This is a genomic window from Phyllobacterium sp. UNC302MFCol5.2 (assembly GCF_000686005.1).
GTDB lineage: Bacteria > Pseudomonadota > Alphaproteobacteria > Rhizobiales > Rhizobiaceae > Phyllobacterium > Phyllobacterium pellucidum.
On the sequence record NZ_JMLL01000012.1, the window covers coordinates 79,672 to 98,064 of the forward strand.

General features: G+C 59.7%; 18 protein-coding genes. 12 read left to right on the forward strand and 6 right to left on the reverse strand.

Going from position 1 to position 18,393, the window contains the following annotated elements; genetic code table 11:
• Window positions 1-26: 26 nt before the first annotated feature.
• From BR48_RS0115070 to BR48_RS0115085, 4 genes are read left to right on the forward strand one after another with little or no spacing between them, the layout of a single operon-like run.
• Window positions 27-848 (forward strand): ABC transporter permease subunit, encoded by an 822-nt coding sequence (locus BR48_RS0115070; protein ID WP_027232074.1) that lies wholly within the window; start codon window positions 27-29, stop codon window positions 846-848.
• The gene (locus tag BR48_RS0115075; RefSeq protein WP_027232075.1) at window positions 845-1,657 is read left to right on the forward strand and encodes an ABC transporter permease subunit; all 813 of its coding nucleotides are present in this window, start codon (window positions 845-847) and stop codon (window positions 1,655-1,657) included. The genes BR48_RS0115070 and BR48_RS0115075 overlap by 4 nt, the downstream gene beginning before the upstream one ends.
• A 2-nt stretch (window positions 1,658-1,659) precedes the next feature.
• On the forward strand, window positions 1,660-2,727 hold the full coding sequence (locus tag BR48_RS24675; protein WP_051615036.1) for a LacI family DNA-binding transcriptional regulator: 1,068 nt from the start codon (window positions 1,660-1,662) through the stop codon (window positions 2,725-2,727).
• On the forward strand, window positions 2,724-3,497 hold the full coding sequence (locus tag BR48_RS0115085) for a phosphodiesterase (protein WP_027232076.1): 774 nt from the start codon (window positions 2,724-2,726) through the stop codon (window positions 3,495-3,497). Before BR48_RS24675 ends, BR48_RS0115085 begins: the two co-directional genes overlap by 4 nt.
• Here the strand turns inward: BR48_RS0115085 and BR48_RS0115090 are convergent, their stop codons facing one another.
• Window positions 3,498-4,433: a dimethylarginine dimethylaminohydrolase family protein gene (locus BR48_RS0115090; RefSeq protein ID WP_027232077.1), complete on the reverse strand. Its 936-nt coding sequence runs from the start codon at window positions 4,431-4,433 to the stop codon at window positions 3,498-3,500. It abuts the gene before it with no gap.
• Between the two features lie 14 nt (window positions 4,434-4,447).
• Entirely contained in the window at window positions 4,448-6,034 is a 1,587-nt protein-coding gene (locus BR48_RS0115095) for a peptidase M20 (RefSeq protein ID WP_027232078.1), read from the reverse strand.
• Window positions 6,035-6,144: 110 nt separating this feature from the next.
• Here BR48_RS0115095 and BR48_RS0115100 point away from each other — a divergent pair, with 110 nt between their 5' ends.
• The 8 genes from BR48_RS0115100 (at window position 6,145) to BR48_RS0115135 (ending at window position 14,596) form a co-directional block, all read left to right on the forward strand.
• Window positions 6,145-7,035, forward strand: coding sequence for a LysR substrate-binding domain-containing protein (locus tag BR48_RS0115100; protein WP_027232079.1), 891 nt, complete (start codon window positions 6,145-6,147; stop codon window positions 7,033-7,035).
• A 126-nt stretch (window positions 7,036-7,161) separates the two neighbouring features.
• A complete protein-coding gene (locus BR48_RS0115105; RefSeq protein WP_155810895.1) occupies window positions 7,162-8,268 on the forward strand; it encodes an ABC transporter ATP-binding protein in 1,107 nt (368 codons plus the stop codon).
• A gap of 44 nt (window positions 8,269-8,312) precedes the next feature.
• Window positions 8,313-9,428, forward strand: coding sequence for an ABC transporter substrate-binding protein (locus BR48_RS0115110; RefSeq protein ID WP_027232081.1), 1,116 nt, complete (start codon window positions 8,313-8,315; stop codon window positions 9,426-9,428).
• Window positions 9,429-9,495: 67 nt separating this feature from the next.
• A complete protein-coding gene (locus BR48_RS0115115) occupies window positions 9,496-10,329 on the forward strand; it encodes an ABC transporter permease (RefSeq protein WP_027232082.1) in 834 nt (277 codons plus the stop codon).
• A gap of 2 nt (window positions 10,330-10,331) precedes the next feature.
• The gene (locus BR48_RS0115120) at window positions 10,332-11,144 is read left to right on the forward strand and encodes an ABC transporter permease (RefSeq protein WP_027232083.1); all 813 of its coding nucleotides are present in this window, start codon (window positions 10,332-10,334) and stop codon (window positions 11,142-11,144) included.
• Entirely contained in the window at window positions 11,141-12,523 is a 1,383-nt protein-coding gene (locus BR48_RS0115125; RefSeq protein WP_027232084.1) for an FAD-binding oxidoreductase, read from the forward strand. The genes BR48_RS0115120 and BR48_RS0115125 overlap by 4 nt, the downstream gene beginning before the upstream one ends.
• Before the next feature lie 72 nt (window positions 12,524-12,595).
• Window positions 12,596-14,005 carry an adenylate/guanylate cyclase domain-containing protein gene (locus BR48_RS0115130; protein ID WP_027232085.1) on the forward strand — a complete coding sequence of 470 codons (1,410 nt, stop codon included), beginning with the start codon at window positions 12,596-12,598 and terminating at the stop codon, window positions 14,003-14,005.
• 153 nt (window positions 14,006-14,158) lie between these two features.
• On the forward strand, window positions 14,159-14,596 hold the full coding sequence (locus BR48_RS0115135) for a hypothetical protein (RefSeq protein WP_027232086.1): 438 nt from the start codon (window positions 14,159-14,161) through the stop codon (window positions 14,594-14,596).
• Between the two features lie 120 nt (window positions 14,597-14,716).
• Here the strand turns inward: BR48_RS0115135 and BR48_RS0115140 are convergent, their stop codons facing one another.
• The 4 genes from BR48_RS0115140 to BR48_RS0115155 are packed head-to-tail and all read right to left on the reverse strand — an operon-like array spanning window position 14,717 to window position 18,370.
• Window positions 14,717-15,712 carry a Gfo/Idh/MocA family oxidoreductase gene (locus tag BR48_RS0115140; RefSeq protein WP_027232087.1) on the reverse strand — a complete coding sequence of 332 codons (996 nt, stop codon included), beginning with the start codon at window positions 15,710-15,712 and terminating at the stop codon, window positions 14,717-14,719.
• Window positions 15,709-16,590 carry a sugar phosphate isomerase/epimerase family protein gene (locus BR48_RS0115145; RefSeq protein WP_027232088.1) on the reverse strand — a complete coding sequence of 294 codons (882 nt, stop codon included), beginning with the start codon at window positions 16,588-16,590 and terminating at the stop codon, window positions 15,709-15,711. Before BR48_RS0115145 ends, BR48_RS0115140 begins: the two co-directional genes overlap by 4 nt.
• Before the next feature lie 26 nt (window positions 16,591-16,616).
• A complete protein-coding gene (locus tag BR48_RS0115150) occupies window positions 16,617-17,450 on the reverse strand; it encodes a carbohydrate ABC transporter permease (protein WP_027232089.1) in 834 nt (277 codons plus the stop codon).
• Entirely contained in the window at window positions 17,447-18,370 is a 924-nt protein-coding gene (locus BR48_RS0115155) for a sugar ABC transporter permease (protein WP_027232090.1), read from the reverse strand. The genes BR48_RS0115150 and BR48_RS0115155 overlap by 4 nt, the downstream gene beginning before the upstream one ends.
• Between the last annotated feature and the right edge of the window lie 23 nt (window positions 18,371-18,393).

Here is an 18,393-nt window from a genome sequence, read left to right on the forward strand (position 1 = left end):
CGGCCACTCCTCATCCGGACCAGTTCATGCCCAAACGTCTTCTAGCCCTCCTGCTTGTCCTGCCCGCTCTGGCGATGATCCTTCTGTTTTTCATCGTGCCGCTCGCGGCCTCCATCATCGGCGCGTTCGAGGTCGGCGACCGGTTCGGCCTGGATAATTTCGCCAAATCCTTCGATCTTTATTCGAGCGACATGATCTTTACGCTCGTCATCGTCGCGATTTCGACGGCCCTCATCGGCATCATTGCCATTGCCATTGGCGGCTACCTCACCCTCGGCGAAAATCCACGCGCCGTGGCGGTGCTGCGCTGGCTTTATCGCTGGCCCATGTTCATCCCGTTCATCGTCGTCGGCCAGGTCATGCGCACCTTTCTCGCCAAGAACGGGTTGATGAACAATGTCCTGGTCAGTCTCGGCATACTGACACCTCTGCAAACAACAGGATTTCTGGACTGGCGCGGCATCGTTATCGCTTTCGTCTGGAAGCAGACCCCTTTCGTGACGCTCCTCCTTGCGGGCGCGATGGCCTCGCTCGACCGCAGCACCATCGAGGCGGCGCGCAATCTCGGTGCATCGCGCTTGCGCATTCTCATAGAAATCGTGCTGCCGCAGGTTGCGGGCACACTGCTCGTCGGCCTGATCCTGTCATTCGTGACGATGATGTCGGTGCTTTCGGTGCCCTTGATGATAAACGCCCAGTCGCCGACCATGCTGACGGCGGATATCGCTTTCCGCATCAATGCCCATGGCGACTACGGCGTCGCCAACGCGCTCGGAATGATCTCACTGTTGCTGACGGCCGGAGTTGCCCTCATTTATCTGCGCCATTCGGTGAAGGAGCGGTCATGACGGCTCGCTTCGATTTCTGGTGGCTGCCGCGCGCCGTTGTTCTCGGCCTCATCGCCTTCATCATCTTCGGCCCCCTTACCAATCTCGTCCTCTGGACAGTCGCCGAAAAATGGTATTTCCCGCATATGCTCCCGCTCGAATATGGGTTCAGCTTCTGGCAACGGGTATTCTCGTCGCGCGGCAACGCCATGTCCTCGCTCGCGACCAGCATCCTTATCGCATCGCTCACCGTCCTCGTATCGCTGGTCCTTGCCATCCCGACGGGCTATGCGCTGTCACGCCTTAAGCTGCCCTTCCGCGGGCTGATCCTGTTGGCATTCCTGATACCGCAGGCGTTTCCCAACCTGCCTGTTTATGTGAACATTGCCCGCTTCTTCTATGAAATCGGCCTCAACGGTACGATCACCGGCGTCGTGCTCGTCCATGTGACACATGGGCTGGTCTATGCGGTATGGATTGCAACGGCGGCCTTCGCAGCAGTTGACGTCGATCTTGAGGAGGCAGCGCGCTCGATCGGCGCCGGCCCTTTGCGCGCGTTTCGCGATGTAACATTGCCGCTCGCGGCTCCCGGCCTCCTCGCCAGCGCCATCTTCGTTTTTCTGGAATCGCTCGACGAATTCACCGGCAGCTACTTCGTCGGCGCGCCGGATGTGAACACCCTGCCGTTGCTGCTCTATACGGCGGGCGCCGGCGGCAATTACCAGATTGCATCCATCACCGCTCTTCTGTTGCTCGTGCCGTCGATAGGCTTCATGCTGGTTGTGGAGCGATTCTTGCGGGCGGACGTACTATCCAAGGTCGGACATTAGAAATGAAATCCAAGGACAAGAAAACGTCGAAGGATGACAAGCAGTTCGTCAGTGCGCTGCAGGTGGCCAAGTATGCCGGAGTCTCGCGCTCGGCGGTGTCGCGCGCCTTTACGCCTGGGGCCAGTGTTTCCGCCAAGAAACGTGAAAAAATCATGGAGGCCGCCGAAGCGCTCGGCTACCAGGTCAATGACCTTGCCCGCGGTCTGCTGGCGCGCAAGAGCCGGCTTGTCGGCCTTGTCGTCACTAACCCCGAGCTTGGCTATCGATCCCACCTTGTCGCGGCCCTTACCAAGGCATTGATTCAGCGCGGCAGCGTTCCGATCGTTATCAATACCGGCAATACCGAAGAAGAACTCGTGGCCGCCCAGAAGACGCTGTTCGGCTACCGTGCCGAGGCGACGATCATTCTGTCCGGTTCCCCGCCCTCATCCTTTGTTGATCTTGCCCGCCGCAATGGTCAACCGCTCATTGTGCTCGGACGTTCAGAAACGGGAGCCGACGACGTCAACATCGACAATGAGGGCGCGGGACGCGAAGCCGCCCGGTTTTTCCTAGCCGGTGGTGCAAAACGGCTGGGCTTCGCCGGTGCGATGTCGCGCACGCCGACCACCATCGAACGCGAGCACGGATTTCGGCACGAAGGAGAATTGCGCGGCGCCGAGGTAATGATCGGCAATGGCAGCAACTCCAACTATTCCGGCGGTCAAGAGGCTGCCCAGCAGTTGTTCTCCGGCGCGAAGCGACCAGATGCTGTTTTCTGCGTCAACGATCTCGTTGCTTTCGGGCTCATTGACTACATCACCCATCATACGAACCTTACAATTCCCGGCGATGTGTCGGTGATCGGCTTCGACGACATTCCCGAAGCGCAATGGGACTCCTTCAATCTCACCACCTTCCGGCAGGATGCCGCCGTGATGGCTGCCCATGCGGTAGCGCTTCTCGATCAACGGGAGTCGGAACCGGACCGTCCGCCGGCACACGACCGGCTCACAACCGAACTTGTCATACGCGGCAGCACCCGTAACGCAACCGCCAAATCCAGGTCCGAACCCGAGCGAATCCGATGAAGATATTGCAGGTAACCGACCTCCACCTGGTAACGCCGGGGGAAACCCTGTGCGGCCTCGACCCTCTGGCCCGGCTCGAGGCATGTGTCGCGGATATCAACCGCAATCATTCCGATGCCGAACTGGTGATATTCACCGGCGACCTCAGTGAGACCGGGGAAGAGATCACCTACACAGCCTTGGCGGGTGCTTTGCGCGAACTGGTACCGACTTACCGGTTGATGCTCGGCAACCATGATAACCGCGACAACTTCCTTCGTGTCTTCGACAAGGCCGCAACGCATGGGGGATTCGTACAAGGTGTCGAAGATACGCGCGAGGGGCGCCTCATCCTGCTCGATACGCTGCTTCCCGGCCGGCCGGAAGGCAGACTTGACGAGGCGCGGCTTGCCTGGCTTCGCGACCGTCTGGACGAAGCGTCAGATCGCCCTGTCTTCCTGTTCTCGCATCATCCGCCGTTTCCGATACACATGCCCTTGCTCGACCGCATGGGCATCATCGAAGCTGAGGCGCTCTATCCGCTGCTGCGCGAGCATGGCAATGTCCGGCACATCTTTGCCGGACACGCGCATCGACCGATCGCAGGAAGCTGGCGCGGCATTCCGGTCAGCGTCCTGCGCGGCACCAACCATCAGTCTGCGCTCGATTTTTCGCCAGACCGCATCGCCAACACGCACGAGCCGCCTGCCTACGCCGTGATCTTCATCGACGCAAACGGCGTGATCGTGCATTTTCACGATTTTCTCGACAGGACCGCCGCCTATTACTGATCAGGCCGCTTGCCGCACCAGCGCCTGCGCCATGCAATGGATGCCACCGCCGGTCTTGGAGATTTCACTCATGTCGACCGAGGCGACTTCGAATCCTGTCGCCTTGAGCTTGTCGATGAGCGTCTTGCTCGACGAGGGCGCGATAACCCGGTCGTTGCCGAGCGACATGAAGTTGCAGCCGAGGTTCATTGTATCCTGAAACGGAACGTCGATGATTTCGTGGCCCTTTGCCTTCAGCCAGTCGACGATGCCGGGCTCCGTGCAGGCAAGGCAGACGGCCGTCAATTTCGGCGCGATCGGCACGACCATAAGATCGATGTGGACGTAATATTCGTCGATGAAAGCAAGGCGGGTTTCCCAGCCTTCCTTGCGGAACCATTCTTCGACCTGGCGGGCGCCCTCTTCCTGGGTTCGTGCGCCGCCGCAGCCGATGAGCACGCAGCCCTCCTCGATCACATTGAAATCGCCGCCCTCGAACGTCCCTGACGTCACCATATCGTAGATTGGGATGCCGAGCCGTTCATAGGTGCGGATCGCCGCATAGTTTTCGCCGCGACGCCACCAGTTGGCCATTGCCGTGATGATCGCGCCGTAAGGAGTCATCACGCTGGAATCGCGCGAATAGACCTGCATTGGCAGTTCGGGTTCCGGCTCGTGCCAATGGATCTTGACGCCGAAATGTTCATAAGCGGAAACCAGTTCCTTGTGCTGCGCCTGCGCCGCCTGGATATTGCACGGCGCTTCACGCAAATGCTTGCGCGACAGCGAGCTTGTCGCCATGTGCCGCAGGAACGCCGGCGAGCCGAGGAGAACGTCGGTTAGCGGATCGGTCTCGTTGCGAAATCCCCAGCCTGAAAGCGGTTTGGTCCCGCCGTTGGAGTTGCGGCGTTTCAAAGTGAAGCTTTCGCTTGCAAGGTCCTGTTCGTGCCGTGTCATGACAATTCTCCTCGTTAGGCGGCGGTTGGTATCCACCATTCGCGCCCGCGCGCCGTTGTTACATATTCCGGCCAACGGAAACGAATCGGCGGTTCATAATCGCAAAGCGGGGCAACCCACTTCGATCCGCCAATGCCTCCGCCCGTTCGCTCAATGAATTCGTCCTTCGCCTGCGTTCTGGCGCTCTCGTCCTCGAGAAGCCGCAAGGCCGTCAGCGCCACGGTTTTCGCAGCGCAATTGACCATCGGATCGATCGTTTCCGGGATGCCGCCTAGCGCATTCATCACCCAACCCGGATAGGCAAAGCCTTTCGGTGCTTTCAGTGCGGGGCGCGCCACGTAGAAGCGGACCGTCGGCGCGTGCCACGTCATGTCCGTGTAATCATCCGACGTCGAATTGAGCTGCGAGGGCGGCAAGTCGCGCCGCAAGATCGCCTCGGCCTCCTGCGGTGCGATCAGCCGCTCGCACTCGTCGATAAACGGCTCGGCGATCGGGTCGATGCCGACATTGGCCTGTATCTCGCGTGCGATAGCCTTTGCGGCATCGCCCCAGCGGGGGGCGCCGACCGCCTGGAGCGCCTCCCACGTGATATTCGCCATCGCATGATTGGCAAGCCCCGGCCGCGACTTGCAAACCCAGTGACGCTCGACACGGCAGCCGGACATGGCCGCCGCATGCTCGGCATTGCGGTCAAGCACAGCGGTGATCTGCTCGGCCATCGCGATCGTCGGAACCCGCATCATGTACTGGATTTCGGCGAGAGCAGCGGGAAGGTTGTCGGCTGTGGCCTGCCCGGCGGTCAGGATCGCTTCGCTGATCGACCAGCCGCCCTGATGCGGCAGCATGGAATCGCGGAGCGCTTTGGATGAGAAGTACATCAGCATCAGCGCATCATTGGCGCCGGGAGCACGCACCGCCGAGTGCGACTGGGGGATAGGCGCGCCGTCGCTCAGCCCCCAACGTTCCGGTTGATCGCAGACAAAGCGGTAGATCATCGAATAGGCGGCGCCGCAATGCGTATCCCAGCGCACCGTATTGCACATCGGCAGCATGTAGAACGGATGGAAAGAGATCATGCCGTCGAGGCCGTCATAATAGCCCTTGGCCGCATGGATGGGCTTCGATCCCCGCACCTTTTCGGCGGGCTCGCCGGTAAATCGCAGCGTCCCGGCAATGCCGTGGCGCTCCATTGCAGCCTTGGTTGCAAGAAGTCCGCCAAGTCCGGAAATTCCAAGGCCCGAATGGGGATCGGTATGCCCGCCTGCGTGCTCGCCAAGACCAGGGCGCGGACGCTTTTGCGTGGTGGCGTCCTGGCAATTGCCGGGTACGGCGTCATACTCGGCATACATCCCGATCGTGGGCGACCTGGAGTTAGTCCCGGCCTTGTTGGTCCAGTGGGCGCAGAAAGCGGTGGGCATGCCGCCAGACCCCGCCTCCACATCGAATCCTTCTTGACGCAGCCGGTTCACGTACCAGTCGGCTGACTGATACTCGCGCCATGCCGTTTCGCCGAAATCGAAGATGGTACGGGTCCAGGTGGAAAGGTCGGAGGCGCGCCCGTCAACAAAATCTCGTGCCGTCGTCGCTGATGCCGTAACCATGAACATTCTCCCGCTGGCGGGAGATAATCATCTGGAAGCCGGGACAAAAAGTGATATGTTTTTTCAAAACGTGCAAATTCCATTCACCTCTTTGTCTTCAAGGCCTATTCATGCGCATCCCATCGACCCAGGCGCTGCGTGCATTGGAAAGCTTCGCCCGGCACGGCAGCGTCTGGCGGGCCGCGGAGGAATTGCACCTGACTCGCAGCGCGGTCAGTCATCAATTGCGTCTGCTCGAACGCGATCTCGGCTTTCAACTGCTGCAGCGTGACGGCAAGGGCGTGATGCTGACGCCTCGCGGGCGCAAATATGCCAATGACGTGCGCAAAGCGCTGATCGTGATCGACGATGCTGGCGGCCGGCAAAGCTCGGCGAGCACCGGCGGTTCGCTGTGCGTCAGTTGCACGGCCGGCTTTGCGTCCTTGTGGCTTTGCACCCACATCGCTGAATTTCAGGAAAAATATCCGGACATTGCGCTACGCATCCTCACCCCCCGCAAACTCGATGACGTTACCGATGCAAGCGTCGATTTGTTCATCGCTTTCGGCGACGGCAATTGGCCGAACCGCTCGGTGGAACTGCTCTGCGAGGTCGAATTCACGCCGCTCTGCAGTCCGGTTTTGCTCAATAATCTTGGGGGCCTTGCCGAACCCAAGGACATATTGCGCGCGCCCCTTCTCCACCTCGACGATTTCGAGGATTGGACGCGCTGGCTCGCGCTCGCGAATGTCGATAATCCGGACTCCGAAAGGGGTATCGTGTTCTCGGATATGAACCTTGTCTTTTCTGCCGCGATCACCGCGCAGGGAATCGCCATGGGCGACGAACTGACCTGCCGAAAGGCAATGCGGGCCGGCCAATTGATCCGGCCCTTCGACCTCAGCATCAAGTCGCCGAAATCCTATTTCCTCGTCACCGACTATGCCAAAATCGAGCATCCGGCCCAGACAGCGTTTACGGAATGGTTGAAATCGCGTCTGTCGCAAACCCGCAATACCTGACCGGAGACATGAACGCGAAATTGAATGGCGTGAATTTTGTTCACGTGTGAGGGCAATATAATTCAATTGTCGTCGCGCCGGATTGTGCCTAGGCTTGCCTTAAAAATGGGGAAAGAAAGTCGATCAATGCCGCAAAGCATGCAACTGGGCGACTCGAAGGCCGCCGAGATCAAAGCCGTATCGATCGGCAAGACGTTTGGCGCGTTCCATGCGCTGAAAAACCTTTCGCTTGATATTGGCCGCGGCGAATTCCTCACCCTTCTTGGTCCCTCCGGTTCCGGCAAAACCACTTTCCTGATGATCCTTGCGGGTTTCACCGCGCCCACAACCGGCCGCCTGATGATGGATGGCAAGGACATTACCGACGTACCTGCCGAGGATCGGTCGTACGGCATGGTTTTTCAGGGCTATGCTCTGTTTCCGCATCTGACCGTCGAACAAAATATCGCTTTCCCGTTGAAGGTAAGGGGACGCTCCTCCGCCGAGATCAAGCGGCGCGTTGGCGAGATGGTCGAGCGCGTCGGCCTCGTTGGTCACGAGCGCAAGCTCCCTGCGAAACTCTCGGGCGGACAGCAGCAACGTGTAGCCCTCGCCCGGGCACTCGTGTTCGAGCCAGCGGTCCTTCTGCTCGACGAACCTTTCTCGGCTCTCGACAAGAGCTTGCGCGAAATGATGCAGGAAGAGGTCAAGCGGCTGCACCAGGAGACAGGAACAACCTTCGTCTTCGTCACGCACGACCAGTCGGAGGCGCTTGCCCTTTCCTCCCGGGTCGCGATCTTCAACCATGGTGAACTGCTGCAGGTGGGGCGGCCTCAGGATGTCTATGAACGGCCGGACAACCGCTTCGTCGCGGAGTTCCTTGGCGAGGTCAATCTGCTGCCGCTCGATGCCGTCAAGCTCGACGGTGACCGCGCTGCGGGCCAGTTCGAAGATCGCACGATCATTCTCAACAAGACGACCAGGCTCGATGGGACCAGCGCCGTCGCGGCAGTGCGGCCCGAGCACATGGTGATTACGACGCAGCCAGCAACGGCCGACAGCAACGCGATTACCTGCCGGGTCGAGGGCGCGACCTATTTCGGCGCTTCGACCAAATATCATTTGCGGACAAGCAAGGGTACGAGCCTTGCGGTATCGATGCCGACCGCTGCGATAGCGCCGATCGCGCCGCAAACGGATGTGTGGGTTTCGTGGCCGACGAACCAGGGTTTCTTGCTGCCAAGCGGAAGTTAGCGCGGCGACGGGAATGCGAAAATAACAATCCAGAGGGAAAAAAGATGAACACTGAGTTTGAAAAAGACTGCCTCGAAATCCTCGCGGCGAAGGTCGAACGCGGCGAGATCAGCCGCAGGCGTTTTACCCAGATGGCCGCAATGTTCCTTGCTGGAGCGCCGGCCCTGCTGCGCTCCACCGGTTCCTATGCGCAGGCTAAGGAATTGGTGCTCGTCAACTGGGGCGGCGACGCGATGACGGCCTATGACAAGGCCTACGGCCAGCCATTCACCAAGGAAAGCGGCGTCGCGGTCAAGATGGACGGGTCGGGACCGACCGAAGGCGCTATCACGGCGCAGTTCAAGAGCGGCAAGCCGAGCTGGGATCTTCTCGACATCGATCCATTCTCGGGAATTTCGCTTGGCAAGCAGGGCATGCTGGAAGCCATAGACTACAATATCGTCGACAAGAACAAGATGCGGCCGGGCTTCGGCTGGGACCACGCCGCTTCCACCTACTTCTTCTCTTATATCATTGCCTACGATTCCTCGAAATTCGGCGACCAGGCACCAACTGGCATGGCTGATTTCTTCGATGTGAAGAAGTTCCCGGGCAAGCGTTCACTCTACAAGTGGGGCTCTGCCATGTGGGAAGCCGCACTCATGGCAGATGGCGTCGCTCCGGAAAAACTTTACCCGCTCGACCTGAAGCGCGCCCACGACAAGATTGCCGCATTCAAAGAAAACGTCGTCGCCTATTGGGGCGGCGGTGCCGAGAGCCAGTCCGTGCTGATGAATGGCGAAGCATCCATGGCGCTGATCTGGTCGACGCGCGCCCAGCTTCTCGAGCAGGACTCCGGCGGCAACATCAAGTTCATCTGGGATCAGGGCCTGATCTCTCCCGGTGCTCTCGGCGTCATGAAGAACAATCCCGGCGGCAAGGATAATGCAATGAAGTTCATTGCCAGCGCCCAGGCACCGGAGCGGCAGCTGGTCATGTTCGAAATGCTCGGCCAGGGCCCGGCAAATCCCGCGACGGATGCGCTGATCCCGGCCGACAAAAAGCGCGTCAACTGCGTCGATCCCGCCAATATGGCAAAGCAGGTGCCGCTCGACATGGAATGGTATGCCGAAAATTACGGCAAGGCATTCGACGAATACACCAAAGTCATTTCCGCATGACATCGATGGTGCGGGGGTTCAACGCCCCCGCGCCGGGTTTTCGTTTTTATGCCATGAAGGATGTTGAATGATCGGGAAGTCCGCCACCTCCAGAAAGATCCTGTTGCTGGCCCCGCTGCTGCTGTTTCTCGGTCTTGCCTATGCCGTGCCGTTTTTCGGCGTCGTACGCTGGAGTTTTACCCTCCCCGAGCCCGGTATCGGACAGTATCGCGCAGTCTTTACCGATCCCCTCGTCCAGTCGGTGTTCATCCGCACCTTGAGGATCTGCCTCGTCGTCACGGCAGCTTCGCTCATTGCGGCCTATGCGATCGCCTATGTCTGGGTGCGCGGAAGTTCGCTCCAGCGGATGCTCGCCGAATTCTGCATTCTCGTTCCCTTCTGGATCTCGGTGTTGACGCGCGCATTCGGTTGGCTGGCGATGCTTTCCAATCGCGGGTTGATCAATACATGGCTGCAGTCCGCGGGCATCATTAGCGAACCGTTGGCGCTCGCCCGCAACGAGCTCGGCGTCATCATCGGCATGACGCATTTCCTCATACCCTTTGCCGTCTTTCCGATTGCATCGGCCATGCGCAGCATCGACGAGCGCGTGTTGCTTGCGGCGCGCGGCATGGGCGCATCGCGCACGCGCATCTTCTGGACCGTCTTCGTACCGCTCACCTATGGTGGGCTGATCGGGGCGGCGCTCATCGTTTTCGTGTTCGCGCTCGGTTTCTTCGTCACGCCCGCCATCCTTGGCGGCGGACGCAGCGTGATGGTCGCCGAACTCGTTTACCTGCGCATATTCCAGAGCCCGGACTGGGGGCTTGGCGCGGCGATCAGCGTCGTCCTCGTCGTGTTCATCGGGGTCCTTCTTGCCCTCATGCGGCGTTTCATCAAACCCGCACACCTGGTGGGATAGCCATGCAATCATCAAGACCAGGACCCGTCATCCTCATTCTCGCAACAGCCATTGCGCTGTTCCTGCTCATGCCGCTGATCGCGGTGGTGCCGGTTTCATTTACGCCGGCGCGCTTCCTTTCGATGCCCTCCGGCACGCTGTCCCTGCGCCACTATCAGGCGCTGATCGACAACCCGCAGTGGGGGCAAAGCATATTGCTGAGCTTGCGCATCGGCATTCTGTCGAGTGCCATCGCGACCAGCCTGGCCACGCTGTTCGGTCTCGGCATCTGGATGTTCCAGCCGAGATTTTCGGCCCTTATGATTGGCTTCGTTCTGCTTCCGCTGGTGGTCCCCCCGGTCGTATCGGCAATGACGCTCTACTTCCTGATGACCGCCCTTTCCTCCGTCAACAACTGGATCGGCTACGATACCTGGCTCGGGGTAGCGCTCGCACATGCCGTGATGATCACGCCTTTCGCCGTCGTTCTTATCCTCGTTGCGCTTTATCAGGTCGACCGGCGCATCGACCTTGCCGCACGGGGTCTGGGGGCAAATCTTGCCACACGAGCTCTGAAAATCATCATCCCGAACATAAAGTTCGGCATTGCCACGGCAGCGCTCCTATCGTTCGTCCTCTCCTGGGAAGAGATCGGCGTTACCCTGTTTATCACCAGCGTCAATGCGATAACCCTGCCCCGCCTGATGTGGATGGGACTGCGCGACAACATCGATCCCGCTATTGCTGCAATCTCCGTCGTCCTTATCCTCGTGACGGCCGTTATCCTCGGCATCCGCATTTTCATTGAACGGCGGGGAGCAGCGCAACAGCAATGACTAGAGACGACATCGCCGGGCAACTCCGTTCGATCGTCGGATCGAATGGCATGAAGGAAGCCGACGCACTGCGCCTTGTCCATCCTGGGTCCGATGCGCGCAATCTCGATGCCGGGCTGATGGTTGCACCGGCGACTACGCAACAAGTCGCCGACATTCTCCGTTTCTGCAGTGACCACCGCATAGCCGTCGTGCCCCACGGCGGACGCACTGGACTTGCCGGCGGTGCAGTGTCGAGTGAGGGCGAGGTCATTCTCTCGCTTGCCGGGTTGAACCGCATTGAATCCCTCTCCGCTTCCGCAGCGACAGCCATCGTTGAAGCCGGCGTGACACTGCATGCACTGCAGGAGGCCACCGCAAGGGAAGGCCTGTCCACGGGTATCGATATCGCCTCGCGCGGCAGCGCCACGATTGGCGGCATGATTGCAACCAATGCCGGCGGCATGGAGGCCTTCCGCCATGGTGTAATGCGCCAGCGTATTTTGGGACTTGAAGTCGTGCTGGCTGATGGCTCGATCATGCGTGACATGAGCGAGGTCAGCAAATGCAACGAGGGCTACGATCTGAAGCAGCTATTCATCGGCGCCGAGGGGACACTCGGCGTTATTACGCGGGCGGTGGTGAAGCTGACGCCCGCCGACGCTTTTACAGCGACCGCACTGGTCGCCTGTCCGTCCGCCACTGATGCCGTTACCCTGTTCCAGGCGCTGCAGCGTGATCGCGGTATCCATTTGCTTCGCGCAGAATTCATGGCACACGACTACTTCCATCTGGCGTCGCAGAGCCTCGGCCCCGCATCGCTTGCCGCCTTTACGCAAGCGCCAGCCTACCTCATTCTCGAAACGGACGATCCCGACCAGCCTACGGCCCGATCGCGGCTGGAGGAGGCACTCGGCCTCGCAATTGAACGCGGACAGGTCGTCGATGCGATCATTGCTCAAAGCGAGAAAGAGCGGAACGCAATCTGGAATATTCGCGAAGACAGCAGCGTGATCGACCGCAACTGCCCCTATTGTCATTGGTTCGATATTTCCGTGCCGCTCGGTGCACTCGAAACATGGCTGCAACAGTTCAATGGCGGGATGGCCGCTCTCGGCAGCGAATTTCGCGGGTTCGCCTTTGGTCATCTTGGCGACGGCAATCTCCATGTCGGCGTTGCCGGCGAAACCGCCTGGCCCGACAAGGAGCGCGCCAAGGCGATCATCTATGCCAATCTCCGCAAGATGGGGGGATCCTTCTCGGCCGAACATGGTATCGGCCTCGAAAAGCGACCTGAACTGATATCCGAAGGCGATCCGGTCAAGCTGAACCTGATGCGCATGGTCAAGCAGGCGCTTGATCCGCACGGCATCATGAACCCCGGCAAGGTGATAGGCTGACCGGTAATCACTCCTGACATTTTCAGTCGAATCTCCTATTGGCCTCGACGGGTTTAGGTATAAAATAGCTCCATGGATGATATCCAGCCACTGTTCGGTGTGCTGCGCCAGTCGGTCCAACCGGACATCGTCGACAAGATCGAGCGGCTTGTACGTGAAGCTCCCGACCGGAAGCTTTGTCGCGTCAATGCGCTCGCCTTTGCCGCCACTGAAGGACTCGATGAAGAGGAAACGATCAACGCCTTTCTGCATGCCGCCCACCTTGGCATCTTCGAGATGTCATGGAACGTTTTGTGTCCGGGCTGCGGCGGGGTGCTTGATGCGAATACCTCGCTGAAGACGGTCCAGAGCGAAGAATATACCTGCGCACTCTGTGCCGCAGGCTACGAGCCGACGCTGGACGAAATGGTTGAGGTGACATTCACAGTCAGCCCGCGCGTGCGCCATATCGAGGCACACGATCCACATCGGCTGCCCACGCTCGAATACTTCCGTCAGATCTATTGGGGCTCCGGTATAGAACTGCCCGAGGACGATTTCGAAGCCAAAGTGGACGGTTTCATGCTCGAAGAGCTTGAACTGCCGCCGGGCGAAAAGGCAGTAATCTCCCTGCAATTGCCGGCGGACTTCGTCATCGTCTTCGAGCCGGTAACACACGCCGCCCAGTTTCTCGACGTCAAGGGTGAGCCGACGAAGGAGCGTCAGAGCCTCTCGCTCATCTTCGATCGCACGCATCGCCACCACGAAACGCTTACCCTTCGCCCTGGCCCGTTGCGCATTGCACTGGAAAATCACACCGACGTTCGCGTCCTGCCATCGGTTTGCATAGCCAACGAGGCGCTGCATAATTTGCTCGGCCGTCGGCGGCCATTCCTTACCGCAAAGCGGCTGCTCACCAACCAGACATTCCGCGATATTTACCGCACCGACACGATCGACGTGGATCAGAGGCTAAAAATCACCAGCCTCACCTTCCTTTTCACCGATCTGCGCGGCTCGACCGAACTCTACGATAGGGTCGGCGACCTTGCAGCGTTTGACCTCGTGCGCATGCATTTCGGCATTCTCAACGATATTGTGAGCTCTGAGGCGGGCGCAGTCGTCAAAACCATCGGAGACGCGGTAATGGCGACCTTCCCGACCCCCGACCGGGCCGTTCTTGCGGCCATGCGGATGCGCGAAGCGATGCTGAAGCTGAACGGCGAGCGCGGCAGCGAGGATCTCCTGTTGAAGATCGGCATCCACGAAGGACCGTGCATCGCCGTGAACCTCAACGAGCGGCAGGACTATTTCGGCCAGACGGTGAACATCGCCTCGCGCGTCCAGCACCTTGCGACGTCGCGGGAGATATTCGCCACCGGCTCCGTCCTTGACGATCCGCGCGCCTCCGACCTGCTAGTCCGGCACGGCCTGAAGCCGATGTCGCAGAGCGTGACGCTGCGCGGGATCACCGATGAGATCAGCGTTTATACGATTCCGTGAGCGGCGATCCGCGCGGCGTCTGCACAACTTCGTGAAAAATGTGGTCCCGATAATGATCGTGATTGGACTTCAAAGCGTGACAGAGTCAGGCTGGCTTGTGGGCTAAGACCGGGATTTTGGGCGGACCAACTATCGTTGATATAGGAGGCCAGAATGAAACATCTCGCTCTTGAACAATTGCAGGTCCTTGAAGAAACTGATCCCGACTACCCGCGCCAGATTCTGTCGCGCAATGAGCGTATCGAGCGCTGGGCTGAACTCCTGGAGCGCAACCCCGCACGGCGGCTTACGACACTATATCAGACCGAGTTCCAGTCGGCCGGGACCCGTGATGCGATGCGCGCTGATGGTTCTGCTCTGACGGTGGCGTTCGAGGATTCCTATCTGCGGGGATCAGGCCTCTCCGACGATAGCTATGGCGAAGCCAAGCGCTTCTTCGAACTCAACGACCATCAACTCCACAGAATGGTCTGCTATTGCCATTTCGGCGCCAATGTAAGCGCTGGGACGACCGCCCGATACGTGCGCAGGTTCCTGCCCTCGCAAGGCAAGGGCATGATGGGCTGGCTCCGGCAACTGTTTGCAGTTTAGTTTATAGGGCAAGCGCGCAAACGCCATGTTGCGTCTTCGGACGAACGCGTTGGCGCGCTTCGTTGATCGAGCTTGCCGACGCAGCGAGAGAGCGCAGGATCAAGACCCTGCGCTCCACTCCTAGAGTTCAAGTTCGCGGCGTAGTGCTTCCAGCCGTTCCATGGCTATCACACCGTCATGGATCGTCGGCGCCGGCGTTGATGCCCCGCCGAGCCCCGGCACGACGTCAGCAAGCAGAGAGTAGTAGCCTTTGGGGTCCTCATTGGCTGCTGCCGTGAAATTCGGCTTCCAGGTCAGGGTGTCGACATCGTCCGCAAGCGTGGCGTTGGGATCGTCCACCTTGAAGGGTGGATTACGGTTCCACCGTACTTCTATGACATCGTCCACTTCGAGCCGCTGGTGATCGCTCATCAGTTCGATGCGCTCGACCGGCGTTCCGCGCGACTGGATCGTACCCATGGCAATATTGCCGATCGCGCCGCAGTCGAATTCGAAGCCGACGTGGAAGAGGACCCGGCCCGGCGTCTTTTCGACTTTCCGGGCGGATAGCGTGCGCACGGGCGAGACAAAGAACGACACAAGGTCCATGTAGTGCACGCAGTGATGCAGGAAGAATCCGGTATAGTCGACATTACCGGTAAAATAGCCGGGCGCCGTCATGTAATAGCCGGTGAGGCCGAGCACCGGGCCAAACCGACCCGACTTGATGATGTTGTGGGCGATCTTGTTGCCGACGGAATAGCGCTTCATGAAGCCGACGAACAATGGTTTGCCCGATCGCTCCGACGCCGCGCGCAGTTCCCGCGCGCCTTCAGCCGTACCCGAAGGCGGCTTTTCCATGAAGACGGAAAGTCCACGCTCAAGTGCGAGCTTGCCAAAACGCAAATGCTGATCTGGTCCTACCGCCATGCCGATAGCGTCGATGCCCGGCGTGCGGATGAGTTCCTCGGCATCGTTGGTCAATCGCGAAACGCCAAACTGTCGTCCGGCATCGGCAAGCCGCTTGCCGTCGATATCGCACAGCGCAACGATTTCAACGTCGTGGCGCACGAGTTGGGGTAGAAGCATCTGGGTTGCGTGAATGCCGCAACCGATCCAGCCGATTTTCAAGGTCATCGCCGATATTCCGTCAAGGTGAGATGGGATTTGATAAAGGCAGCGCTGGCCGCGAGCCGTTCGCTTTCATCCTCGTGCGGCGCGCGCCATTGCGCGAACGGTACGCCGAAACGGTCGTCATTGCGCCGGAACGGTTCGAGCGATACCGGACCCTTGTAGGCGATCTCGTGCAACGCGCGACCGACAGCGACCCAATCGGTCGAACCTGTCCCCGGAAAGCCGCGGTGGTTTTCATTCGCCTGGAAATGAACGAGACGGTCACCGCCAAGCCGGATCGCCTCGGCAATCGATGCCTCTTCCATATGCATGTGGAACGTATCGAGCATCAGCTTGATCGCCGGATGATCAACCGCATCGAGAAGCTCGTTCGCCTGTTGTGTCGTACACAAAACGTCGCTCTCAAAGCGGTTGAGCGGTTCCACGGCGAGAACGACGCCGGCCTTGGCGGCGTGATCGCCGGCTTCCTTGAGGCCGACGACGCAGCGCTCCTTGCGCTTCAAACGCTCGTCCTCGGAGACGGGCGCAGGCGGCCTACCGGCGAAGACCAGGGGATTGCCGGTCAACGGTCCGCCGACGATCGTCGCACCGAGCGCGTTTGCGCAATCGGCCGTATAGCGCAGATAATCGATGCCGGCACGATGCGCGTCCTTGTCGTCCGACGAAAGGTTGCGCTGGAGATTAACCCGCGCGGCAAGGACGACGCCAAGCCCTGCATCTTCAAGCGCACGCCGTGCGGCGGCAAGATCGATCTCGCCTGGTTCCGGCACCAGAAGTTCGACGAAATCATAGCCGAGTTCGCGCATCTGCCTGAAGAGGTGGAAGTGCTCGGCGGTAAACGGCCGCGCATACTGCATGGAGATCAATCCGATGGGATTCATCGCTGTTCCTTTTTTGATTGGCATGTTCATCCCTTCACTGCGCCTTGGGTCAGGCCGCCGATAAGCCGGCGTTGGACGAGAAGGAAAAGTATGGTTGCGGGCAATGCGCCGACGACCCCGCCGGCCGCAAGTAGTCCCCACTCGATCTGGTATTCGCCGATGAGCGTCTGGATTGCCACCGTGACCGGGCGGACATTTCGGCCGCCGAGGGTCAAGGCATAAAGATATTCGTTCCAGGCGGTGATGAAGATATAGATGCCGGTCGAGATAATCCCGGGCATGGCGAGCGGCAGCACGACGCGGCGCAGGGCCTGAAGTCGTGAGCAGCCGTCTATCATCGCCGCCTCATCGAGGCTGCGCGGAATTGCGGCGATGTAGCTCGTAAGCATCCACACGGCAAAGGGGATCGCCACGGTGGAATTGGCCAGGATCAAGCCGATATGGGTATCAAGGATGCCGATCTTCCGGAACAGTACGAACAACGGCAGGATCAAGAGGACGATCGGGAACATGTTGACGAGCAGGAACTGCAGCATGATGATCTTGCGCCCCGGGAACCGGAAGCGCGACAGGGCATAGGCTGCGGTAACCGATACGACGAGGCCAAGTATCACCGTTCCGCCTGCGATGATCAGGCTGTGCAGCATATTGCCTAGGAACGAGGTCTGTTCGAGCAGGCGTATATAATTGTCGAGACTCCAGCCGGCGGGTGACAGTGAAACGCCGGACGCCGATAGCTGCGCGGTCGGGGTCAGCGACGTCAGGATCATCCATGCAAAGGGCCCGATGGCAAGGAGGATGATCAGGACGACCGGAATATCGGTTGTGAGGATCCGCTTGAGAGTGGATGGCTTGTTCATCGTTCCACCTCCCGCATCGTGCGGACGATATAGACGGCGACGATCGCGCCGAGCAGGATGGTGAAGGTCACCGCAATGGCAGTGCCATAGCCGAAATCGAGATTCTGACGCGCCTTGATGAAGGCATAGAGCGGCAGCGTATGCGTCGCATAGCCCGGCCCTCCCCCAGTCATCACGAAGATGACGTCCATGGAATTCGCGACCCAGATGATGCGCAGCAACCCGGCGGTCGCAAGGACGGGAGCGATACCCGGCAGCGTGATGTGGATGAACTGACGCCAGTTGCTCGCCCCATCGATGGAAGCGGCCTCATACTGGCTTTGCGGAATGCCCTGGAGCCCGGCGAGGATCATGACCGCGAAGAACGGGAAGCCTTGCCAGGTGAGCGTGGCTATCACAGCGTAGAGCGCGAGCTGCGGATCGGCAAGCCAGGGTACCGTCGAGTGAACGATCGACAGGTAAAGGAGTATGTCGTTGAGAACCCCGGTCGTCGGATCGTAAATCCATCGCCACATAAGGGCGATCACGACGCTTGGCAGTGCCCAGGGGATGATGACCAGGGCGCGCGCGAGCCCGCGCCATGGAAAATCACGGTTGAGCAAGAGTGCCGCGATGAGGCCAAGGCCCATTTGCAGCGGCACCGTCAGGCCGATCCATATCGCTGTGTGACCAAGAGACGTCCAGAACACGGGATCACGCAGCAGCTTCACATAGTTGCCGAATCCGACGAAACGGGTGGCATTCGGCTTCCACAAGACGAGGTCATAGAAGCTGGTGACGAGCGCCTGCACCATTGGAAAGAACACGATGACGAGTGTCACCAGCACGGCTGGCGCCAGCAGGGCATAGGGCATAAGCCTGCTGCGCAGCGGACGGAGCTGTGCGGCCTCTGCTGGTGCAGATGATACAAGCGTTGACATGACTTTACTTTCCGGCGTTCGTC